The following is a 23,859-nucleotide window of genomic DNA, read 5'->3' on the forward strand; positions in this document are numbered from 1 at the left end:
GAGGATATTTACGGGCTGAGTGCAAAAGCGAAAATCTTGTCTTAGCTGAAGTAATCATAAACTCTCTTTTTTTATGAAGGGAGATGATTAATTTGAAAAACTAATTGTATTGTTGATCTTATATTTTCGTTAAGCTCTATCACAGTGGCTGCTGTTAAAACAGAACACCGCCAGAACCTAAAAGATTCTCAAGAGCTATTTGATGTTTTTATGTAAGAACTTTTATGTAAGAACTTTTATGTAAAGATATATTAACAATGTCCGTAAATTCTATAAGGCTGCCACTAAGAGACATTAATGGGAAGGCTTTATATTATAGCAAGGACCATATTTTCGTCTTTGTCTTTGGCCCATAAATGCCGTCAGCAGTCAGGCCGTACATGGACTGGAATCGTTTGACTGCATTTGCTGTTTTCGGTCCGATAAAATTGAGAACTCTGCCCCATTCATATTATTCACTTTCCTAAGAAGGGGGGGTAAATTTGCGGTGAAGTTGTCGCGCCTGTCCTTTTAATGTTTCCCCAAAGCTCCCCCAAATGAAGACATAGAATACATGGTTTTACAAAGCATCTGAAAGCAAGCGATTAAATTTATCAACGCCAAGCCTTGATATATAGGGCTTTTAAAACATTTTTAGTTAAAAGTCTACAAATTAATCAGATTATTGTTTATAATAAGAATAGGCTTAAACTTAAATAAGCTTATAAGAATTTGTTATGTTCCTCTATAAGCATACCGGTTATGTAACCGCAACCAGTGAAATGTAAGCATTTTCTTAAAGGGGAAAGGGATTGTTTGCATGACTCATTTTAAGTAAGCCGTATGTTTTATATACTCTTTAAAGGGGAATTTTGATTGAAAAGGAGAGGTTGAATATGACAGCAACACGCGGTCTTGAAGGGGTTGTAGCAACAACATCATCTGTAAGCTCTATTATCGACGATACCCTTACATATGTAGGGTACGATATTGACGACTTGACAGAGAATGCAAGTTTTGAAGAAATCATTTATTTGCTGTGGCATCTGCGCCTGCCGAATAAAACGGAACTTGCTGAACTGAAAAAACAGCTTGCGAAAGAAGCTGCCGTTCCACAAGAAATCATTGAGCACTTCAAATCCTATCCCCTCAATAACGTACATCCAATGGCTGCGCTCCGGACGGCGATTTCATTACTCGGTCTGACTGACAGTGAAGCCGATGTCATGAATCCGGAAGCGAACTACAGAAAAGCCATCCGTCTGCAGGCGAAAGTGCCGGGCATTGTCGCCGCTTTCTCAAGAATCCGCAAAGGACTTGATCCTGTTGAACCGAAGGAAGAGTACGGAATCGCGGAGAACTTCCTTTACACCTTAAACGGTGAAGAGCCTTCTCCGATCGAAGTGGAAGCGTTTAACAAAGCGCTCATTCTTCATGCGGATCATGAGCTGAACGCATCAACATTTACGGCGAGAGTATGTGTCGCCACCTTATCTGATATTTACTCAGGCATCACTGCCGCCATCGGCGCTTTAAAAGGACCGCTTCACGGCGGAGCCAATGAAGCCGTCATGAAAATGCTGACAGAAATCGGCGAAGTGGAAAACGCCGAGCCTTATATCCGCAGCAAAATGGAGAAAAAGGAAAAAGTAATGGGCTTCGGACACCGTGTGTATAAGCATGGAGACCCGCGCGCCAAACACTTAAAAGAAATGAGCAAACGCCTGACGAATCTGACGGGTGAAAGCAAATGGTACGAGATGTCAATCCGTGTCGAAGAAATCGTGACGTCGGAGAAAAAACTTCCGCCTAACGTTGATTTCTATTCCGCATCTGTATACCACAGTCTCGGCATTGATCACGATCTGTTCACGCCGATCTTTGCGATCAGCAGAATGTCAGGATGGATCGCCCATATTCTTGAACAGTACGATAACAACCGCCTCATCCGCCCGCGCGCTGATTACACGGGCCCGGATAAGCAGACTTTTGTTCCGATTGATGAAAGAGCCTGATCAAACGGGAGGCTGGTGATTTTCATGTCGTTAGCCTCTTGTTAATCAAGCCCGGATTGGTTTACAATTTTGATAGAATCTTGAGAAAAGTCATTTTATTTTTTATACAAGAAAAATAAAATGTTTTCTAAATATGAATTACATACTGGGAGGTAATATTGTGTCACAAGGTGAAAAAATTACAGTCTCTAATGGAGTATTAAACGTACCAAATAATCCGATTATCCCGTTTATTGAAGGCGACGGCACAGGCCCTGATATTTGGAACGCCGCTTCTAAAGTATTGGAAGCCGCTGTTGAAAAAGCATATAAAGGCGAGAAAAAAATCACGTGGAAAGAAGTTTATGCCGGTGAAAAGGCTTATAATAAAACAGGTGAGTGGCTTCCTGCCGAAACGCTGGAAGACATCAGAGAGTACTTCATCGCCATCAAAGGTCCTCTGACGACGCCGGTCGGCGGCGGTATCCGTTCTCTGAACGTGGCGCTGAGACAGGAGCTTGATTTGTTTACGTGCCTGCGCCCTGTCAGATATTTCACGGGAGTGCCTTCTCCGGTCAAACGTCCTGAAGATACGGATATGGTCATTTTCCGCGAGAATACGGAAGATATTTACGCCGGAATTGAGTATGCGAAAGGTTCTGAAGAAGTTGAAAAGCTGATCAGCTTCCTGCAAAATGAAATGGGCGTTAACAAAATCCGTTTCCCTGAAACGTCAGGAATCGGGATCAAGCCTGTTTCTGAAGAAGGCACAAGCCGCTTAGTCAGAGCTGCCATTGAGTATGCGATCGAAAACGGCCGTAAGTCTGTCACGCTTGTCCACAAAGGAAACATCATGAAGTTCACTGAAGGGGCATTTAAAAACTGGGGCTACGAGCTTGCCGAAAGAGAATACGGAGATAAAGTATTCACTTGGGCTGAATATGACCGCATTGTCGAAAAAGACGGAAAAGAAGCGGCTGATAAAGCGCAGAGCGAAGCGGAAGCGGCAGGAAAAATCATCGTCAAAGACAGCATCGCTGATATTTTCCTTCAGCAGATCTTGACCCGTCCGAGCGAATTCGACGTCGTGGCGACAATGAACTTAAACGGAGACTATATCTCTGACGCGCTTGCCGCTCAGGTAGGCGGAATCGGAATCGCGCCGGGAGCGAACATCAACTATGAAACAGGGCATGCGATTTTCGAAGCGACTCACGGAACGGCTCCTAAATATGCCGGCCTTGACAAGGTCAACCCGTCATCCGTCATCCTTTCAGGAGTGCTTCTTCTTGAACACCTGAACTGGAATGAGGCTGCTGACTTGATCATTAAATCTATGGAAAAAACGATTGCTTCAAAAGTAGTAACGTACGATTTTGCTAGATTAATGGACGGTGCAACCGAAGTGAAATGTTCAGAGTTCGGTGAAGAGCTCATCAAAAACATGGACTGAACCTAAAGCAGACTTCTAATGAAGCCAAAAAAGGAGAAGAGAATCATGGGAAAAACACGCAGTAAAGTTTCTGTTATCGGAGCAGGATTTACGGGAGCGACAACAGCCTTTCTTACAGCTCAAAAAGAGCTTGCGGACGTTGTGCTCGTTGATATTCCGCAATTAGAAAACCCGACAAAAGGAAAAGCGCTAGACATGCTCGAAGCAAGTCCGGTTCAAGGATTTGACGCGAAAATCACAGGCACGTCCAACTACGAGGACACAGCCGGTTCTGATATCGTCGTCATCACAGCCGGAATTGCGAGAAAACCAGGCATGAGCCGTGATGATCTCGTATCTACAAACGAAAAAATCATGAGAAGCGTCACACGTGAGATCGTGAAATACTCTCCTGACTGCATTATCGTTGTATTGACAAACCCTGTTGATGCGATGACATATGCGGTGTACAAAGAATCAGGCTTCCCGAAAGAACGCGTCATCGGACAATCCGGAGTGCTTGACACTGCGCGATTCAGAACATTCGTTGCTGAAGAATTAAACCTGTCTGTAAAAGATGTGACCGGTTTTGTTCTTGGCGGACACGGTGACGACATGGTTCCTCTCGTCCGTTATTCCTATGCGGGCGGCATTCCGCTTGAAACGCTTATCCCGAAAGACCGTCTTGATGCGATTGTAGAACGCACAAGAAAAGGCGGCGGGGAAATCGTCAACCTTCTCGGAAACGGAAGCGCCTACTACGCGCCTGCTGCATCATTGACTGAAATGGTAGAAGCCATTTTGAAAGATCAGCGCCGCGTGCTTCCGACCATCGCTTACTTAGAAGGCGAATACGGTCATGAAGGCATTTACTTAGGCGTACCGACGATTATCGGAGGAAACGGCCTAGAGCAAATCATCGAGCTTGAACTGACAGACTATGAAAAAGCGCAGCTGAGTAAATCAGTTGAATCTGTCAAAAACGTGATGAAAGTATTGTCATAAGAAAAAAGGGAAGGCTTCCGAATCAGAAGCCTTCCTCTTTTTACAATTAATGAAAGCGTTTTCTTTTTCCCTGAGCGATCCTTTCTCTGAAAATGATCAAAAAGGCGAATTGTCTGAACGGGCAGTATTGGATAAAATGAAATCATAAAGTGATATGCAGCACATAAAATAGAGAAAATTGGATGTCGGGGAAAATAGACAGCGGAGGGCGCAGCATGAACAAAAAAATTTTAGTTGTAGATGATGAACAATCTATCGTTACTCTTTTACAGTATAATCTGGAACGGTCCGGCTATGATGTCATAACCGCATCAGACGGCGAAGAGGCTCTGGAGCTGGCAGAGAATGAAAATCCGGATTTAATCGTACTGGATGTCATGCTGCCGAAAGTGGACGGAATCGATGTCTGTAAACAGCTCAGACAGCAGAAAATGATGGTCCCGATCTTGATGCTGACAGCAAAAGATGAGGAATTTGATAAGGTGCTGGGACTGGAGCTCGGAGCGGATGATTACATGACAAAGCCGTTCAGTCCGCGGGAAGTCACTGCGCGGGTGAAAGCCATTTTAAGAAGGGCTGACATTTCTTCGCTGTCACAAGGCAGAGAAGAGGAAAAGGACGGGCAGATCCTCATCGGCGAGCTGAAAATTCTTCCGGAGCATTACGAAGCGTATTTTAAGTCAGAACAGCTGGAATTGACGCCTAAAGAATTTGAACTGCTTCTGTATTTGGGAAAACACAAGGGAAGAGTGCTGACGAGAGATCTTCTGCTGAGCGCGGTCTGGAACTATGATTTTGCCGGGGATACCCGGATTGTTGACGTTCATATCAGCCATCTGCGCGACAAAATCGAATCAAATACCAAAAAACCCATCTATATTAAAACAATCAGAGGTTTGGGGTATAAACTGGAGGAGCCAAAAATGAATGAATAAAGTCCGTGTGCGTCTGTTCGCTTTACTCGTTGTATGTATCATATTGGTTTTCAGTGTTCTCGGTCTTTTTTTACAGCAGCTTATTTCTTCATCCGCTGAAGAAAGAACGGCGGATCAGCTGAAAAAGGAATCGGTATACATAGCGGGCCTTCTTGACACCGGCCGAATCGGCAATAAAAGCAATGAAACGGTAATCCGTGACGCCGGCCGCACCCTCGGTATAAACGTCTCCGTGCTCAACGAGAAGGGTGACGCCGTATATCATTCCGGCAGTCGTGCTGATGATTCAGCCGTAAAGGAGTTCATTTCTCACAATAAAAGCGAGGAAGCTGTACAGTCGAAAAGCAAAGTCATCCGCGGCACTGCTGTAAAAAATGACGCAGGGAAAATTGCGGGGTATGTACTCGTTTCCTCGGAGATCAACGGCGGTTCAAGCGTTACCGGAGAAATGTGGGGCATGCTGGCAGCAAGTCTTTGTACCGCTTTTATCATTATCGTTTTCTTTTATACAAACATGACGTCCCGTTACAAAAAATCAATCGACGCCGCGACAAAGGTGGCGACGGAGCTGTCCAAGGGGAATTATGACGCCCGCTCCTACAGCGGTTACGCAAGGCGGTCGGACCGTCTCGGGCGTGCGATGAACAGCCTGGCGGTTGATTTAATGGAAATGACAAGAACGCAGGATATGCAGCGCGATCGTCTATTAACGGTCATTGAAAATATCGGATCCGGTTTGATTTTAATAGACGGGAGAGGTTTTATCAATCTCGTGAACCGGTCATACACGAAGCAGTTTCATACAAAGCCTGAACGTCTGCTTCGGCGCCTTTACCACGATGCGTTTGAACATGAGGAGATCATTCGGCTTGTCGAAGACATTTTTATGACGGAGACGAAAAAATGCCAGCTGCTCAGACTTCCCATCAACATTGAGCGGCGCTACTTTGAAGTTGACGGCGTTCCGATCATGGGCCCTGACGATGAATGGAAGGGCATCGTCCTTGTTTTTCACGATATGACGGAAATTAAAAAATTGGAGCAGATGAGAAAGGACTTCGTCGCCAATGTCTCCCATGAACTGAAAACACCGATCACCTCGATTAAAGGATTTACGGAAACACTGTTAGACGGAGCGATGAAAGACGAAAAGGCGCTTTCAGACTTTCTGTCTATCATTCTGAAAGAAAGTGAGCGGCTCCAATCTCTCGTGCAGGATTTATTGGATTTATCCAAGATGGAGCAGCAAAACTTTACGATGCGCGTAGAGTCCTTTGATGCAGCAAAAATTCTGCATGAAATTGAGGCGCTTTTGCAGCATAAGGCTGAGGAAAAAGGCATCAGCTTTCAGCTCGATCTCCCGGAAGAGCCGATTTTTGTGACGGGTGATGCGCACAGGCTGAAGCAGGTATTTTTGAATCTGGCGAACAATGCCCTGACCTACACGCCTGAAAAAGGGACGGTGGGAATTTCGGTACATGTGAAAGAAACCGTTGTCGATATCAAAGTGTCCGATACGGGAATCGGCATTCAGAAGGAAGAGATCCCGCGGATATTTGAGAGATTCTACCGCGTGGATAAAGACAGAAGCCGCAACTCGGGAGGAACCGGACTCGGCCTCGCCATCGTGAAGCACTTAATAGAAGCCCATGAAGGTAAAATCGAGGTCACAAGTGAGCCTGGACAGGGAACTGTGTTCACCGTGACGCTGAAGCGGCCGCCGGCAGCGTGATCAGCTTTACAAAGGATTAACAATTTCTTCATGACCTGTTAAACCTATCTTGTTAGGATATAACAGAACCCCTTCATCCAAGGAGCCAATTTTGACGGCGGGAACGTGTTTTCTTGTTCCCGTCCTTTTTTGCGTTTTCACGGGGTCCGCTCATTTTCCTTTCAAATTGAACTTTGTTAAAATAAGAGAAGCTGTGAGATTAAAAAACAGAGGAATGACGAGCTTTTGCTCTTAGGAGGATATTGAATGACGGAACGAAAAAAATTAGTGCTTGTCGACGGAAACAGTCTGGCGTACCGGGCGTTTTTTGCATTGCCGCTTTTAAGCAATGAAAAAGGCATTCATACAAATGCCGTATACGGGTTTGCGATGATTTTAATGAAAATGCTGGAGGATGAAAAACCGACCCATATGCTGGTGGCTTTTGATGCGGGAAAAACCACTTTCCGCCACAGCACGTTTAAAGAATATAAAGGCGGAAGACAAAAAACGCCGCCGGAGCTTTCAGAACAGATGCCGTTCATCCGTGAGCTCCTCGATGCCTACAACATCAGCCGCTACGAGCTTCCTGAATATGAAGCGGACGATATTATCGGCACGCTTGCCGTATCTGCTGAAAAAGACGGCTTTGAAGTGAAGGTCGTTTCGGGGGACAAGGACTTAACCCAGCTTGCCACCGGGAAAACGACCGTTGCCATTACGAGAAAAGGCATTACCGACGTAGAAGATTACACGCCGGAGCACGTGCAGGAAAAGTACGGTCTGACCCCTTTGCAGATCATTGATATGAAGGGATTAATGGGGGATTCATCCGATAACATACCGGGCGTCCCCGGCGTCGGAGAAAAAACCGCGATTAAGCTCTTAAAGCAGTTCCATTCGGTTGAGAAACTGCTTGATTCCATTGATGAAGTCAGCGGAAAAAAATTAAAAGAAAAGCTTGAAGAATATAAGGAACAAGCCCTGATGAGCAAAGAGCTGGCGACGATTATGACAAATGCGCCGATTGAAGTCAAGCCCGAAGATTTAGATTACCAAGGGTTTGACCGTGAACAAGTTGTTGCCATTTTTAAAGACCTCGGTTTTAATACGCTTCTTGAGCGGCTCGGAGAAGAAAGCGGGGAAACGGCGGAAGAAAATTTTGAAGACATCAATGTCGAAACGGCAGAAGAAATCACCGAAGATATGCTCGTTTCGCCGTCCGCTTTGGTCGTCGAACAAATCGGTGATAACTATCACGAAGAACCGATCCTCGGCTTTGCCATCGTGAATGAAACAGGTCTTTATTATATTCCGAAAGAAATCGCCATTCAGTCTGAAGCTTTTAAATCTTGGGCTGAAGATGAATCAATGAAAAAATGGGTGTTCGACAGCAAACGTTCCGTCGTCGCTTTGCGCTGGCAGGGAATTGAGCTGAAGGGAACGGAATTTGACGCGCTTCTTGCTGCCTACATTATAAACCCGGGCAATTCGTACGACGATGTCGCGAGCGTAGCGAAAGAATACGGGCTGAATATCGTTTCAAAAGATGAAGCGGTATACGGAAAAGGCGCAAAACGCGCCGTTCCGGCTGAAAAAGAGCTTGCCGATCATCTCGCGCGGAAAGCGTCTGCCGTTAACAGCCTCCGTGACAAACTGCTTGACGCTTTGGAAGAAAATAATCAGCTTGAGCTTTATGAAGATCTTGAACTCCCGCTTGCGCTAATTCTCGGAGAAATGGAATCAATGGGCGTCAAAGTGGATGTTGAAAGACTGAAGCGAATGGGAGAAGAGCTCAAGGCAAAACTGAAAGAATATGAAGAAAAAATCCATGACATCGCCGGTGAGCCGTTTAACATCAATTCACCAAAACAGCTCGGCGTCATTCTGTTTGAAAAACTCGGCCTGCCGCCAGTAAAGAAAACAAAAACAGGCTATTCCACTTCAGCTGATGTGCTTGAGAAGCTCGCCGACAAACATGATATCGTCGCGTACATTCTGCAATACAGACAAATCGGCAAACTCCAATCGACTTATATTGAAGGGCTGCTGAAAGTCACGCGCAAGGATTCTCATAAGGTGCATACACGATTCAATCAGGCATTGACGCAAACCGGACGACTCAGCTCAACGGATCCGAACCTGCAAAATATTCCGATCCGGCTGGAGGAAGGGCGGAAAATCCGTCAGGCTTTCGTACCGTCCGAACCGGACTGGCTTATTTTCGCCGCCGATTATTCACAAATTGAATTAAGGGTGCTTGCGCATATTTCAAAAGATGAAAATCTGATCGAAGCATTTACGAATGACATGGACATTCACACAAAAACCGCCATGGACGTGTTTCATGTCAGTGAAGATGAAGTGACACAAGCGATGCGCCGCCAGGCAAAGGCCGTCAATTTCGGGATCGTTTACGGCATCAGTGATTACGGGCTGTCGCAAAACCTCGGCATCACCCGGAAAGAAGCGGGCGCTTTTATTGACCGCTATTTGGAGAGCTTCCCGGGCGTCAAGGCATATATGGAAGAATCGGTGCAGGAAGCGAAACAAAAAGGATATGTGACGACACTTATGCAGCGCCGCCGCTATATCCCTGAGCTGACCAGCCGCAACTTCAACCTGCGGAGCTTTGCGGAACGGACGGCCATGAATACGCCGATTCAGGGAAGCGCCGCTGATATTATTAAAAAAGCCATGATTGACATGGCAGCTGAGCTGAAAGAGAAAAACCTGAAGGCGCGACTGCTGCTTCAGGTGCACGATGAATTGATTTTTGAAGCGCCTAAGGAAGAAATTGAAATATTAGAAAAGCTGGTTCCTGAAGTGATGGAGCATGCTTTGGCATTAGACGTGCCGCTGAAGGCTGATTATGCTTCAGGGCCGTCCTGGTACGATGCAAAATAAACAGAAAAAAAGGAAGTGATGATTGTGCCGGAATTACCAGAAGTTGAAACGGTCCGGCGCACTCTGACCGGTCTTGTGAAGGGGAAAACGATTGAATCGGCGGATATCAGATGGCCGAATATCATCAAAAAACCCGCCGAGCCGGAGGAATTCGCGCGGCAGATTGCAGGAGAAACGATCCGATCCATCGGAAGAAGGGGAAAGTTTTTGCTTTTCCATCTGGATCATTATGTCATGGTGTCCCACCTGCGGATGGAGGGGAAATACGGTCTTCATCAGGCCGATGAGCCTGACGATAAACATGTGCACGTCGTGTTTCACATGACGGACGGAACACAGCTCCGCTACCGGGATGTCCGGAAATTCGGCACGATGCATTTATTTGCGCCGGGAGAGGAACGGATTGCATTGCCGCTTTCACAGCTCGGGCCCGAACCAGATGATGAAGCATTTACCGCCGATTATTTAAAAGAGCGGCTTGCAAAAACGAACCGCGCGGTGAAAACCGCCCTGCTCGATCAAAAAGCGGTCGTCGGCCTCGGCAACATTTATGTCGATGAAGCTTTATTCCGGGCGCGTATTCATCCTGAGACAAAAGCGAACAGCCTGTCTGACGGGCAGATAAAAACGCTTCATACAGAAATTAAAGACACCCTTCAGGAAGCGATTGACGCGGGCGGGAGCACCGTCCGGTCTTATATCAATTCTCAAGGGAAAATCGGAATGTTTCAGCTCAAACATTACGTATACGGCAAAAAGGATGAACCGTGCAAAACGTGCGGCACGATGATTTCTAAAATCGTGGTCGGCGGAAGGGGGACGCATTTTTGCGCCCGCTGCCAAAAAAAATCATAAACTGAAGCTGTTCAAGCAGGCGGCAGCAGAATGACTTTTTTCTAACACAGTTGATGACCTTTCTCCATATATATATTGTGATTCACCCAATAGGCATATGCCACAATTGCCGATCAAGAGAAAGGGAGAAACGGATATGGAGATGGTTTCTTTGCTGCTTTTGGCTTTTGCTGTCAGCTTGGACAGTTTTTCAGTCGGGTTTACGTACGGTTTGAGAAAAATGAAAATCCCGTTCAAAGCGATTGCCGTGATCGCCTGCTGTTCAGCCTCTGTGATGTTTATATCCATGCTGATCGGCCATTTTCTGACAAAGATTTTTCCCGTATCCGTCACGGAGAAACTGGGCGGGCTGATCTTAATCGGAATCGGGGCATGGGTCATCTGGCAATTTTTTAAACCGGCTAAAGAGCCGGATTACTTATTGCATGAAAAAACGCTGCTTAATCTTGAAGTGAAATCGCTCGGCATCGTCATTCATATTTTGAAAAAACCGACCAGCGCCGATATTGATCAATCCGGAACCATTAACGGAGTCGAGGCGCTTCTGCTCGGTATCGCCTTATCCATTGACGCGTTTGGCGCCGGGCTGGGAGCGGCCATTCTCGGCTTTTCTCCGGTTATGATGAGCGTGACTGTCGGGCTGATGAGCTCGCTGTTTGTTTCACTCGGCATAAACGCTGGGCATTTGCTCTCAAGATGGAATTGGATAGATAAAATGACATTTTTGCCGGGAGTCCTGCTGATTATCATCGGTATTTGGAAAATGTAGGAAGGAGTGGGCTTTTTGAGCTTGGTCATCGGTTTAACGGGAGGCATCGCAAGCGGCAAAAGCACGGTAGCGCGTATGCTGATCGACAAAAAAATAACAGTCATTGATGCGGATGTCATCGCGAAACAGGCGGTGGAAAAAGGAATGCCGGCTTACGGACAAATTGTGGAAGCATTCGGAAAAGACATCCTGCTGGAAAACGGCGGCATTGACAGAAAAAAACTCGGTTCTATCGTTTTCACTGACGAACAGAAGCGTCTGAAGCTGAATCAGATCGTTCATCCGGCAGTGCGTGCGGAAATGCTGAAACAGCGGGATGAAGCCGTTGCGAGAAAAGAGCAGTTCGTCGTTTTGGATATACCGCTTTTGTATGAAAGCGGGCTTGATTATCTTGTCGGCAAGGTGCTCGTCGTCACCGTACCGGCAGACATTCAGCTAAAACGGCTGATGGAGCGGAATTCCCTGACAGAAGAAGAAGCGATGAGCCGGATAACGTCGCAAATGCCTTTAGCTGACAAAGCAAAAAAAGCTGACGCCGTCATTGATAACAGCGGCAGTCTTGAACATACAAAGCACCAGCTTGAGGAAGTATTGAGCGGCTGGGCATAAACAAACACCGTTCGGAAAGCCGAACGGTGTTTTTCTGGTTAAAAATCAAAATTGTCAGGGTCCGGACCGACACGGAGATTTTCGTTCAGATCATCAATCCGCTTCATATCGTCAGCTGACAGTTCGAAATCAAAGACATTTGCATTTTCTTCAATACGGTGTTTTTTAGTTGATTTCGGAATGGTGATGACACCGTTTTGCAAATCCCAGCGCAAAATCACTTGAGCGGCTGATTTGCCGTATTTCTCAGCGATCTCCTGTAAGACGGGGTGATCAAGCAGCTGCCCTTGCATCAATGGCGACCACGCTTCAAGCTGAATGCCTTGTTCAGTGCAGAAAGCAAGCAGTTCTTTCTGTGTCAGGCGCGGGTGGTACTCCACCTGGTTGATCATCGGCTTGATTTCCGTTTCTTTCATGAGATGTTTCAGATGGTGAATTTGGAAATTGCTGACCCCGATCGCCTTAATGCGTCCATCCCGGTAGAGGGTTTCGAGCGCCCGCCACGCATCGATGTACTTTCCTTCGACAGGCCAATGGATCAAATATAAATCTAAATAATCTAAACCGAGTTTTTCTAAGCTTGTGTCAAACGCTTTTAACGTTTCTTCATATCCTAAATCGGCATTCCATACTTTTGACGTGACAAAAATGTCTTCACGTTTTAATCCCGCTTCTTGCAGCCCTTGGCGGATCCCTTCGCCGACACCTTCTTCATTTCCGTAAATCGCGGCGGTATCAACGCTGCGATAGCCGTGAACCAATGCCGTTTTCACCGCGTTGACGAGTTCCGCGCCTTCCTCTACTTTGAAAACTCCGATGCCGAACCAAGGCATCTCTACTCCGTTATGCAATGTTGCTTTTGCTTGTAAATGTGTTGTCATGTATATATTCCTCCTATTATTTGTCTGTTGAAAAAATCAAAATGCGCTGAAGAAAAACTCACCTCCTTTCAATGGCAGTGCGATCCCGCTTTTCAAGCTTCCTGCTCCATCCGGTTAATACGACCGCGCTGAGCACCATCAGCGCCCCGATCCAAGCGGTATGAATGATTCCGATTGAGTCTGTAATGATTCCGCCGGCAAACGAGCCGATCGCGATTCCGGCATTAAATGCTGCGATATTTAAGGCTGATGCTGTATCAACGGCGCTTGGCGCAAAACGTTCACTCAGCATCACGACATATACCTGAAGCCCCGGCACATTCATAAACGCCAACAGCCCCATGAAAATAATGGTGATCAGCCCGGCTGTTTTAAACGGTGCGGTAAAAGTCAGGACAAACAGCACAGCAGCCTGGACAATGAACATATAAAACAAGGCTTTTAGCGGATTCCGGTTTGATAAACGGCCGCCAATCATGTTTCCGATGGCAATCGCAATTCCGTAAATGAGCAGGATGGCCGCGACGGTTTCTTTCTGAAAACCGGTTACCTCCTGAAGAAGCGGAGATAAATACGTAAACACGACAAACGTTCCGCCGTAGCCTAACGCCGTAATAATAAATAAAAGCAATAACCGGCCGTTTGTGACGAGTTTGACCTGCTCGGAAAATGCGGTTTTCGTCCCTTTTCGCAAATGTGACGGAACGAGAAGCGCGTTTGTGAGGAATGCGATGATTCCTACCGCCACAATGACGGCAAAGGCAATCCTCCATCCGAATTGCTGGCCGAGATAGGTGCCGAACGGAACGCCGGTCACCGTAGCCACCGTCAGCCCCGTGAACATGATAGAAATCGCGCTTGCTCTTTTATGCTCCGGCACGATATTGGCGGCGATCGTTGCCCCGATTGACATGAAAATGCCGTGGGAAAAAGCCGAAATGACCCGTGCCGCCAGTAAGACGCCGATTGAGGAAGCGCTCGCTGCGAGTGTATTTCCGGCGATAAAAATCAACATTACCCAGAGCAGCAGCGTTTTCCGCGACATGCCGGATGTGAGAGACGTTAAAACCGGCGCGCCGAATGTCACGCCCAGAGCATACATGGAAACGGTAAGTCCCGCCGTTGTCACAGGTATATGCAGATCTTGAGATATAAGCGGCAGCAGTCCGACGCTGATAAATTCGGTTGTGCCGATCGCAAAAGCGCTGACGGCTAATGCCAGCAGCGCTGGTAAATAGCTTTGGCGATGTGAAGACATCTGTTTTCCTCCTTGAACGATAATGTATGGTTGAAATGATGCCGGGTAAACGATATAAGTATAAGAGTACATTCCTTTTCAGCCGGCAAATGTCATTATGATTGATAGAAGTGTCATTGAAAAGAACGTACTTTTAAGTGCCATAGGCACTTTTTAGTTCCTATAGATGAGGAGGAATTACCGTTGCTGAAGAAAAAATACAATATATCCGTAGAGGCGGCGCTTGAAGTGATCGGCGGAAAATGGAAGTGTGTGATCCTCTGCCACCTCATGCGCGGGAAAAAACGGACAAGCGAATTGAAGCGGCTTATGCCGGACATCACCCAGAAGATGCTGACACAGCAATTGCGGGAGCTGGAAGCTGACGGCGTCATCAACCGGATCGTGTACAATCAGGTGCCGCCGAAAGTGGAATACGAGCTGAGTGAATACGGGCACAGTCTGGAAAGAATTTTAAATGCGCTGTGTGACTGGGGCGCGATGCATATTGCTAAACGGTACGGCGAGGTGTCTTCCGTTTTAGAGGACAGCATTTTAAATGACAAATTTAAAGAACCGGGACAAATATAAGAAAAAAGCAGGCAGCCTGAGACGCTGATCCTGCTTTTTTTATGGAAGAAAGATCATTTTATATGCAAAAAAACCGATTGAACAACATATTGATCGGTATAAGGGTGGATTTTTATCAAGTTGTACTGGCGGATTTCTTTTAATGTGTTATACTATATATAAATAAAGGTAAATTAGAGTGGCATATTAAAAAGGGGTGACCTGAGCATGAAGGTAAAAGTAGCAATCAACGGGTTTGGAAGAATCGGAAGAATGGTGTTCAGAAAAGCAATGGAAGATGATCAAATTCAAATAACAGCCATTAATGCAAGCTATCCCCCGGAAACGCTTGCTCATTTGATAAAGTATGACACAATTCACGGCAAATACGATCAAGAAGTTGAGACCGCCGACGACAGCCTGATCGTCAACGGAAAACATATTATGCTGTTCAATCGCCGGGACCCGAGAGAGCTTCCGTGGAAAGAATGCGGAATAGACATCGTCGTAGAGGCAACGGGGAAATTTAATTCAAAAGAAAAAGCGATGAGCCATATTGAAGCAGGGGCGAAAAAAGTCATTTTGACGGCTCCGGGCAAAAATGAAGACGTTACCATTGTCATGGGAGTAAATGAAGAGCAGTTCAATCCCGATGAACATGTCATTATTTCAAATGCATCCTGCACGACAAACTGTCTTGCGCCGGTCGTCAAAGTGCTTGATCAGGAATTCGGGATTGAAAGCGGCCTGATGACGACTGTTCACGCTTACACGAATGATCAAAAAAATATCGACAATCCGCATAAAGATCTGCGGAGGGCGAGAGCGTGCGGAGAATCCATCATTCCGACTTCTACAGGCGCCGCTAAAGCGCTGTCGCTCGTGCTGCCTCATTTGAAAGGAAAACTTCACGGTCTTGCTTTGCGTGTTCCCGTTCCGAATGTGTCATTAGTGGACCTTGTCTGCGATCTGAAAACAGATGTGTCTGCCGAGCAAGTGAACGCCGCTTTCCAAAGAGCCGCAAAAACGTCGATGTACGGAATTCTTGATTATTCGGATGAGCCGCTCGTTTCTTCGGATTATAATACGAATTCACACTCTGCGATCATCGACGGACTGACAACGATGGTGATGGAAGACCGAAAAGTAAAGGTGCTCGCCTGGTATGACAATGAATGGGGATATTCCTGCCGGGTCGTTGATCTTATCCGTCACGTCGCCGCGCGAATGAAACACCCGTCAGCTGTGTAGACTAAAGATCATGGACATTTGTTAGAAAAAAACCCTTAACGGCATATTCGCAAAAAACACACCTTGCAAAATAAACTTAAACACAGTATACTATCTTTCGTGAACTTCTTGCTCGTGACTGCTTCGGAATTACTTAAAGGGTTAGGACCTCTCCGGACTAACTTTCCCCCGTGGTAAATGGCCGGGTCAGTTCTCGGAAATTCACTTTTTTAATTCTTGTTAAGGGGGGTCCATGATTATGGAAACAATGGGGCGTCACGTCATCTCCGAGCTGTGGGGATGCGATTTTGATAAGCTCAATGACATGGATTTTATTGAAAAAACGTTTGTAAATGCTGCTTTGAAATCAGGAGCTGAGGTGCGCGAGGTCGCATTTCACAAATTTGCACCGCAAGGCGTAAGCGGAGTCGTTATTATCTCTGAGTCACATTTAACGATTCACAGTTTTCCTGAACACGGATATGCAAGCATTGATGTTTATACTTGTGGAGACCTGGATCCTAATGTGGCTGCGGATTACATTGCGGACGCATTACATGCAGATACAAGAGAAAACATTGAAATACCGAGAGGAATGGGGCCTGTACAGATTAAACAGGCACAAGCGAAAGTACTGTAATTTTCAAAACGCAAACACAAGGGAGCTAAGCTGAAAAAGCCATTACGCGCTTTGAAGCTGATGCTCCTTTTCTAATGTAAAAAAACAGCATTGCTTTTTCTTTAAGCATTTTTTTTGTAAAATAGAAAAGATAAGGCCGGTCTATCGGCTCTCCCAACAAATAGGCTCATCCTAGAAACGTTGGCGGGCATTTACCGGAAGCTTGCGAACCGCATTACAGCAACGAAACAGATGGGAGCTGATCCAATTTGAAATGTCCTTCATGCCAGCATAACGGTTCCCGCGTACTTGATTCACGGCCTGCGGACGAAGGGAAATCAATCCGCAGAAGGCGGGAATGCGAAGCCTGCCATTACCGCTTCACTACATTTGAGAAGTTTGAAGAGATGCCTCTGATCGTCGTGAAAAAAGAAGGCGTCCGGGAAGAATTCAGCCGTGAAAAAATGCTGCGCGGGTTAATTAAAGCTTGTGAAAAAAGGCCCGTTCCTTTAAAAACATTGGAAGACATGTGCTTTGACATTGAAAAAGAGCTGAGAAACCAAGGCGTATCTGAAGTCAAAAGCGAACTTGTCGGTGAAATGGTAATGGACCGCCTGGCGAAAATCGATGAGGTGTCTTATGTCCGCTTTGCCTCCGTCTACCGGCAGTTTAAGGATATAAACGTGTTTATCGATGAATTGAAAGATTTAATAAAGAAAGAACGCTGAGAGAGCTAAGAGATTGTGTCTGGCTCTTTTCTCATGAGCAAAATTGGCATTTGATAGATCGCAGAAACGGTGTAAAATGAGAGTAGAAACATATCGGAAGGTTTGAGAATCATGGCTGACTATTGGAATGACGTATTGCCTGTAGATCCTTATACGGTCAAAAGCCGTTCGCTTCTTCAGGATGTCGACAGACAGGTTTTGACACATCTGTACCAGCCGCTGATCGGTTCTTTTGCATTCTCCCTTTATATGACCTTGTGGGGGGAGCTTGAGCAGAACCGCTTGTGGGGAGCGGAATCCACGCACAGGCAGCTGATGGGCATGATGCAGTCAAATTTAAAAAAGATTCATCATGAACAGGGAAAGCTTGAAGGAATCGGGCTGCTGAAAGTGTATATCCGGGAGTCCGAGCAAAAAGAGCGGATGTTTATTTATGAGCTGCTGCCCCCGCTCAGGCCGAATGATTTTTTTGAAGACGGCATGCTGAATGTCTTTCTTTATAACAGAGTCGGTAAAACGAAATACCAGCAGCTGAGACAATTTTACACGCACCCTTCCGTCGGCGCGGGCGCAAGGGAAATTACCCGTCCGTTTAATCACGCCTTTGCCTCTTTTCAGCCGAGTGAATGGAAAATGACGCCTGATATGGAAGAGGTGATGAAGCTCCCCGAGGACTATGAGACGGCGTCTGTCGGACAAGCGCCTTCCTATACGGTGACGGAGGAAGTGTTTGATTTTGAGCTGTTTTTGGCGGGGTTATCAGAAACGATGATACCGCGCAAATCAATCACACAGGATGTGCGGGAGAGCATTAAAAAGCTTTCATATTTATACGGAATAGATCCTATCTCCATGCAGCACGTCGTCATGACCGCAATTAATGAACAGGATACGATAACGGCAGAAGCGCTGAGGAAAGCGGCCAGCGACTGGTACCAAATTGAAAGAAGCGGCAAGCTTCCGGAACTGATTGATAAAACACAGCCTGTCACCTTGAGAGAAAACCGGACGGAAAAGGACGATTCATTGAACGGCGAACTCATCGCACAGCTTGAGACCATATCACCGAGAAAGCTTCTTCAGGACATTGCGGACGGGACCGAGCCGTCAAAAGCCGACCTGCAGATTATTGCCGATATTATGTTCGAACAAAAGCTTGAGCCCGGCGTCACCAATGTGCTGATTTATTATGTCATGCTGAAAACGGATATGAAGCTGTCCAAAAACTATATCCAAAAAATCGCCGCCCACTGGGCCAGAAAGAAAGTCAAAACGGTACGGGAAGCAATGAAGCTCGCAATCGAAGAGCACAGGCAATATCTTGATTGGGCGGACGGCAAAACAAACGGCGCGGCGCGCGGCAAAAAAACCGTCCGGGAAGAAAAGCGCCCTGATTGGATGAAAGAAGAAGAAACCGGGAAGAAACAAGAACAGCCGGCTCTTTCCGCACAGGATCTTGAAGAACAGAAGAAAAAAATGATGGAAGAAATGAAAAAACTGAAAAAATACTCTGCCTATTGAGACAGAGAAGCGGGGTGATATTGAATGGAACCGATCAGCCGATCCTTAGAAGGCGTGACGAAAAGACCTGACTTTCAAAAACGCCTGGAACGAATGCAGCAGCAAGTCATGGCCGACGAAGACGTCCAGGCTTTTTTGAAGGAACAGAAAGATGTAATCAATCAAAGCATGATTGACAGAGGGTTAAATAAACTGTACGAATTCGTTCAGCAAAGCAAACAGTGCGCCTTCTGTTCGAAAGACAGCCGGACGAACAGCCTGCTTGAAGGCTACCATCCGAAGCTTGTGATCAACGGGCGTTCCATTGATATTGAATATTACGAATGTCCGGAAAAGAGAAAGCTCGACCGCCAGAAAAGGCAAAAGTCCCTGATGAAGAGCATGTATATCCAGCAGGATCTTCTCGGCGCGACGTTTCAGCAGATCGACATTACCGATCCGAGCAGACTCGGCATTTTCCAGCATGTGACGGATTTTCTGAAGAGCTATAATGAAACGGGAAAAGGCAAAGGCCTGTATCTGTACGGAAAATTCGGAATCGGAAAGACATTTATTTTAGCCGCCATTGCCAACGAACTGGCGGAAAAAGAGTATTCATCAATGATCGTATATGTTCCCGAATTTGTCAGAGAGCTGAAAAACTCGCTCCAGGATCAGTCGTTGGAGGCGAAACTGAATATGGTGAAAACGACGCCCGTACTGATGCTTGATGACATCGGAGCGGAATCAATGACAAGCTGGGTCAGGGATGAAGTCATCGGCACCGTGCTTCAGCACAGAATGAGCCAGCAGCTTCCCACTTTCTTCTCGTCTAATTTTTCACCAGACGAGCTGAAGCATCATTTTACGTATTCACAGCGGGGAGAAAAGGAAGAAGTAAAAGCGGCAAGACTGATGGAGCGGATTTTATATTTGGCTTCGCCTGTCCGTCTTGACGGGGAAAACCGCCGCCGTTCATGATGCCGGCGTCCAATGGGAAGGATTTGAGGGAATGAGGAATAAGAAGGCTGTCACTTGGGCTGCGGCTGCGGCGGGAGCGGGTCTTTTGCTGTGGGCAAACCGCAAATATCTGAATCTGTCGCCTAAGGAGATCCGGCTGTGGGTGTTATCGTTCGGTGTTTTTGCGCCGCTTGTGTTTATCGGAATTTCCATCGTCAGGCCTTTTGTGCTGTTTCCCGTATCAATCGTTTCCGTCGCCGGAGGATTGGCGTTCGGCCCGTTTTTCGGCACCATGTATACGCTGGCGGGCTCAATGGGCGCTGCCGCCGCGTCTTTTTTTGCGGCGGGGCTGTTTGCCTTTAATGAGAAAAGCCGTCATGGAAAAATGGAAGCCATTCAAAAGCAGATGAAAACCAATGGCTTCTTTTATATTTTTATCCTGCGCATTCTGCCTGTTAACTTTGATGTGATCAGCTATGCCGCGGGCCTATCGAAAGTCAGGCCGGTAACGTATTTTTTGGCGACCGCAGCGGGCATCATTCCGGGGACGATCGTCCTGAATGTGCTCGGCGCGAGCTTTATGTCCGGCAATGTGCTGACCGTACTCTGCGTGATCTGTCTTTACGTCGTATTTTTATCGCTTCCCGTTATATTTAAAAAGAAGGTGCGTCATTTGTTCGGCGGTGAAAGCTAACCTTTACGTCTATTTTAAAAACATCCCCCATATACTTGTAACAGATGCCGTAAGGGGGGACAAATATGCTTGAAGTGATCTTTGAAGATGACCACGATACCGCCGCTTTTTTACATCTCATTCAGCAATCGGACGACCGGAGACATTTTATTGTCCGTGAAGGCATAAAAAAAGTCGGAATCGCAAGGTCTGAAACGGCTTTTTGCGTTCAGCGCTTTATTGAGCCGATACTTGTCAGGTTTTTTTTGGAATGCAAAGAAGACGAGCATATGCTTTCGCTTATTGAGGACGCATACTGCTTCACCGATCAGGATGAACAGCAGCAAATCCTTCAGCTTGCACACAGCATTATGGAAGGAGAGCTTGAGGATCATCCGTTTGAGCCGAAGAAAGAGCCGCGCACACAGTTTATTTCAGATGCGCTCCGGACGATTTCACTTGATGCGGGTGTTTTTTCCGTGCGTTCGTTTCAGACGTTCCGGCTCGGCAGGTATTATGAGAGGCTCAGAGAATACGCGGAGGCTGCGATAGATGAATACCGGATGGAACAGGAATATCAAAACTTTATCCAGTCTCTGAGAGATTATGTGACATCCAATCCGCCGCGGATGAAGAAAGTCCGCATCGTACATGACCGGGCTTTTACGCTGTGGGAGCTGCGCTATGTGTCAGAACGGGAACAGAAAAAATACATAGACAGACGGTTTGTGCGGGAGCACCCGATGTATATAGATTCCCATCTCCTTGCGCCGCTGATCTCCATTGCGCCTGAGACGGTAGAACTGTATACGGACAAACCGGAACATATGATGTCCAGAACGATTCAAAACGTGTTTCAGGAGAGGGTGCGCCTTTTTCCGCTGGGCGCGTTTGCAGCCGAGAAGACGGAAGGATAGCCGCTCGGACGGCCTTGCGTAAGCGGCAGGGCTGTCTGTGCGAAATCAGACGGAAAACCGAGTTGCATTTTTCTCACAGACATTTTATAATACATAAAAGATTAATGATTGCTACACGTATTGATAAGGACATGAAGCATTGATACCGGCTTTATAAGAGAGGAGAGCCCAGGCTGAAAGCTTTCCAGCTATGGATCATTGTCTTTACCGCCTTTGAACTTCAGCTGTGAACGCCGGAATAAGCGCCAGTAATAGCTGACGGGAACTCCCGTTACAGAGTTTAGAGCCGCAGGTGCCGAAACAATCGGCCGCGCGGAAAAAAGGGTGGAACCACGATTCCGTTTATTTAACCTCGTCCCTTTCATAGGGGGCGGGGTTTTTGATTTGCATAAAAAAAGGAGTGACGAAGATGTCAGATATGATCAACATCACATTTCCGGACGGAGCGGTAAAGGAATTTCCGAAAGGAACAACAACAGAAGATATCGCGGCATCCATCAGTCCGGGATTAAAGAAAAAGTCTTTAGCCGGAAAACTGAACGGACAGGAAATTGATTTAAGAACGCCGATTCAAGAGGACGGTGCCGTAGAAATCATTACAGAAGGCACAGAAGAAGGCTTGAACATCATGCGGCACAGCACGGCGCATTTATTGGCCCAGGCGATTAAACGCATTTATAAAGATGTGAAATTCGGAGTCGGCCCCGTCATTGAAAACGGGTTCTATTATGACGTTGAAATGGAGCAGGCGCTGACGCCGGATGACCTTCCGAAGATTGAAAAAGAAATGAAACGCATCATTGGTGAAAATCTGCCGATCATCCGAAAAGAAGTGAGCCGTGATGAAGCAAAAGCCATGTTTGCGGAAATCGGCGATAATCTGAAGCTTGAATTGCTGGATGCCATCCCAGAAGACGAAACGGTCTCCATTTATGAGCAGGGCGAATTTTTTGACCTGTGCCGCGGCGTGCATGTGCCGTCTACAGGCAAAATTAAAGAATTTAAGCTGCTGAGCCTTGCGGGCGCATACTGGCGCGGCGACAGCAAAAACCAAATGCTTCAGCGCATTTACGGCACGGCCTTCTTTAAAAAGGATGACTTAAAAGAGCATTTGCGCATGCTTGAAGAAGCGAAAGAGCGTGACCACCGAAAACTGGGCAAAGAATTAAAATTGTTTGCCAACTCTCAAAAAGTCGGACAAGGTCTGCCGCTCTGGCTGCCGAAAGGCGCGACCATCCGCCGCGTGATCGAGCGCTACATTGTGGATAAAGAGCTGAGCCTCGGTTATGAGCACGTCTATACGCCTGTCCTCGGAAGCAAAGACCTGTACGAAACATCAGGCCACTGGGATCATTATCAGGATACAATGTTCCCGCCGATGGAAATGGACAATGAAACACTCGTGCTCCGTCCGATGAACTGTCCTCACCATATGATGATTTATAAACAGGACATTCACAGCTACCGCGAGCTTCCGATCCGGATTGCAGAGCTGGGAACGATGCACCGATACGAAATGTCCGGGGCGCTTTCAGGTCTTCAGCGCGTACGCGGCATGACGTTAAATGACGCGCACATTTTCGTCCGCCCTGATCAGATTAAAGAAGAATTCATCCGCACGGTCCGTTTGATTCAAGACGTATACGAAGACTTCGGCCTGAATGATTACACATTCCGCCTGTCTTACCGCGATCCTGAAGACACGGAAAAATATTTTGATGATGATGAGATGTGGAACAAAGCGCAATCCATGCTGAAGGCGGCAATGGATGAGATGGGGCACGACTATTATGAAGCGGAAGGCGAAGCGGCGTTTTACGGCCCTAAACTTGACGTGCAGGTGAAAACGGCGATCGGCAAAGAAGAGACATTGTCAACTGTACAGCTTGACTTCCTTCTTCCGGAACGCTTTGATCTCACTTACGTCGGAGAAGACGGCAAACAGCACCGCCCTGTCGTTATTCACCGCGGCGTCGTGTCAACGATGGAGCGTTTCGTTGCTTTCTTAATTGAAGAGCACAAAGGCGCCCTTCCGACATGGCTTGCGCCGGTGCAATTCCAAGTCATTCCTGTATCACCGTCCGTGCATCTTGACTATGCGAAAAAAGTGCAGGAGCGCCTGCAGCGCGAAGGCCTGCGTGTCGAGCTTGACAGCCGGGACGAAAAAATCGGCTATAAAATCCGTGAAGCGCAAATGCAAAAAATCCCGTACATGCTTGTGGTCGGTGACCAAGAAGCGGAAAACGGCGCGGTAAACGTCCGGAAATACGGCGAGCAGAAATCAGAAACCGTCTCATTGGACGATTTTGTGAAAAAGGCTGTAGCCGAAGCGAAAAAATAACCGGAAA

The 23,859-nt window shown here is 46.8% G+C and carries 20 protein-coding genes and 1 pseudogene; 18 read left to right on the forward strand and 3 right to left on the reverse strand.

What is annotated here, in order from left to right; genetic code table 11:
• Positions 1–313 precede the first annotated feature (313 nt).
• Positions 314–421: pseudogene (locus ACWJJ5_RS10980) on the reverse strand (peptidoglycan-binding domain-containing protein); the annotation flags it as partial.
• A 454-nt stretch (positions 422–875) separates the two neighbouring features.
• Between ACWJJ5_RS10980 and citZ the strand changes: the two are divergent.
• The 9 genes from citZ (at position 876) to coaE (ending at position 12,196) form a co-directional block, all read left to right on the forward strand.
• Positions 876–1,994, forward strand: a complete 1,119-nt coding sequence (citZ, locus tag ACWJJ5_RS10985) for a citrate synthase (RefSeq protein ID WP_017418343.1) — start codon at positions 876–878, stop codon at positions 1,992–1,994.
• Between the two features lie 160 nt (positions 1,995–2,154).
• Complete coding sequence (gene icd, locus ACWJJ5_RS10990; RefSeq protein WP_003152454.1) at positions 2,155–3,426, forward strand: NADP-dependent isocitrate dehydrogenase; 1,272 nt, start codon at positions 2,155–2,157, stop codon at positions 3,424–3,426.
• Positions 3,427–3,471: 45 nt separating this feature from the next.
• Complete coding sequence (gene mdh, locus ACWJJ5_RS10995) at positions 3,472–4,410, forward strand: malate dehydrogenase (protein WP_003152455.1); 939 nt, start codon at positions 3,472–3,474, stop codon at positions 4,408–4,410.
• 215 nt (positions 4,411–4,625) lie between these two features.
• Complete coding sequence (locus ACWJJ5_RS11000) at positions 4,626–5,345, forward strand: response regulator transcription factor (RefSeq protein ID WP_003152457.1); 720 nt, start codon at positions 4,626–4,628, stop codon at positions 5,343–5,345.
• A complete protein-coding gene (gene pnpS, locus ACWJJ5_RS11005) occupies positions 5,338–7,077 on the forward strand; it encodes a two-component system histidine kinase PnpS (protein ID WP_101562335.1) in 1,740 nt (579 codons plus the stop codon). The genes ACWJJ5_RS11000 and pnpS overlap by 8 nt, the downstream gene beginning before the upstream one ends.
• Positions 7,078–7,323: 246 nt before the next feature.
• Entirely contained in the window at positions 7,324–9,963 is a 2,640-nt protein-coding gene (gene polA, locus ACWJJ5_RS11010) for a DNA polymerase I (RefSeq protein ID WP_156735640.1), read from the forward strand.
• 24 nt (positions 9,964–9,987) lie between these two features.
• Positions 9,988–10,818: a DNA-formamidopyrimidine glycosylase gene (gene mutM, locus ACWJJ5_RS11015; RefSeq protein WP_454022402.1), complete on the forward strand. Its 831-nt coding sequence runs from the start codon at positions 9,988–9,990 to the stop codon at positions 10,816–10,818.
• A 136-nt stretch (positions 10,819–10,954) separates the two neighbouring features.
• Positions 10,955–11,587, forward strand: coding sequence for a sporulation membrane protein YtaF (ytaF, locus tag ACWJJ5_RS11020; protein WP_454022403.1), 633 nt, complete (start codon positions 10,955–10,957; stop codon positions 11,585–11,587).
• 15 nt (positions 11,588–11,602) lie between these two features.
• Positions 11,603–12,196 (forward strand): dephospho-CoA kinase, encoded by a 594-nt coding sequence (gene coaE / locus ACWJJ5_RS11025; RefSeq protein WP_031379146.1) that lies wholly within the window; start codon positions 11,603–11,605, stop codon positions 12,194–12,196.
• A gap of 38 nt (positions 12,197–12,234) precedes the next feature.
• Here the strand turns inward: coaE and ACWJJ5_RS11030 are convergent, their stop codons facing one another.
• Both ACWJJ5_RS11030 and ACWJJ5_RS11035 read right to left on the reverse strand, forming a co-directional pair.
• The gene (locus tag ACWJJ5_RS11030; RefSeq protein ID WP_003152464.1) at positions 12,235–13,077 is read right to left on the reverse strand and encodes an aldo/keto reductase; all 843 of its coding nucleotides are present in this window, start codon (positions 13,075–13,077) and stop codon (positions 12,235–12,237) included.
• Positions 13,078–13,135: 58 nt separating this feature from the next.
• Complete coding sequence (locus tag ACWJJ5_RS11035) at positions 13,136–14,335, reverse strand: MFS transporter (RefSeq protein ID WP_063174673.1); 1,200 nt, start codon at positions 14,333–14,335, stop codon at positions 13,136–13,138.
• A gap of 183 nt (positions 14,336–14,518) precedes the next feature.
• Here ACWJJ5_RS11035 and ACWJJ5_RS11040 point away from each other — a divergent pair, with 183 nt between their 5' ends.
• The 9 genes from ACWJJ5_RS11040 (at position 14,519) to thrS (ending at position 23,852) form a co-directional block, all read left to right on the forward strand.
• Complete coding sequence (locus tag ACWJJ5_RS11040) at positions 14,519–14,905, forward strand: winged helix-turn-helix transcriptional regulator (RefSeq protein ID WP_003152469.1); 387 nt, start codon at positions 14,519–14,521, stop codon at positions 14,903–14,905.
• 207 nt (positions 14,906–15,112) lie between these two features.
• Positions 15,113–16,135 carry a glyceraldehyde-3-phosphate dehydrogenase gene (locus tag ACWJJ5_RS11045; protein WP_063174674.1) on the forward strand — a complete coding sequence of 341 codons (1,023 nt, stop codon included), beginning with the start codon at positions 15,113–15,115 and terminating at the stop codon, positions 16,133–16,135.
• Positions 16,136–16,373: 238 nt separating this feature from the next.
• A complete protein-coding gene (speD, locus tag ACWJJ5_RS11050; RefSeq protein ID WP_003152471.1) occupies positions 16,374–16,754 on the forward strand; it encodes an adenosylmethionine decarboxylase in 381 nt (126 codons plus the stop codon).
• 248 nt (positions 16,755–17,002) lie between these two features.
• Complete coding sequence (nrdR, locus tag ACWJJ5_RS11055; protein WP_003152473.1) at positions 17,003–17,461, forward strand: transcriptional regulator NrdR; 459 nt, start codon at positions 17,003–17,005, stop codon at positions 17,459–17,461.
• Between the two features lie 111 nt (positions 17,462–17,572).
• Positions 17,573–18,982, forward strand: coding sequence for a replication initiation and membrane attachment family protein (locus ACWJJ5_RS11060; RefSeq protein WP_326359622.1), 1,410 nt, complete (start codon positions 17,573–17,575; stop codon positions 18,980–18,982).
• A gap of 24 nt (positions 18,983–19,006) precedes the next feature.
• The gene (gene dnaI / locus ACWJJ5_RS11065; protein WP_007408085.1) at positions 19,007–19,942 is read left to right on the forward strand and encodes a primosomal protein DnaI; all 936 of its coding nucleotides are present in this window, start codon (positions 19,007–19,009) and stop codon (positions 19,940–19,942) included.
• A 31-nt stretch (positions 19,943–19,973) separates the two neighbouring features.
• A complete protein-coding gene (locus tag ACWJJ5_RS11070; protein WP_070082726.1) occupies positions 19,974–20,615 on the forward strand; it encodes a TVP38/TMEM64 family protein in 642 nt (213 codons plus the stop codon).
• A 65-nt stretch (positions 20,616–20,680) separates the two neighbouring features.
• The gene (ytxC, locus tag ACWJJ5_RS11075) at positions 20,681–21,511 is read left to right on the forward strand and encodes a putative sporulation protein YtxC (RefSeq protein WP_003152478.1); all 831 of its coding nucleotides are present in this window, start codon (positions 20,681–20,683) and stop codon (positions 21,509–21,511) included.
• A 409-nt stretch (positions 21,512–21,920) separates the two neighbouring features.
• A complete protein-coding gene (gene thrS, locus ACWJJ5_RS11080; protein ID WP_015417978.1) occupies positions 21,921–23,852 on the forward strand; it encodes a threonine--tRNA ligase in 1,932 nt (643 codons plus the stop codon).
• Positions 23,853–23,859: the final 7 nt, after the last annotated feature.

The sequence above is a fragment of the Bacillus sp. JK74 genome (genome assembly GCF_053663395.1).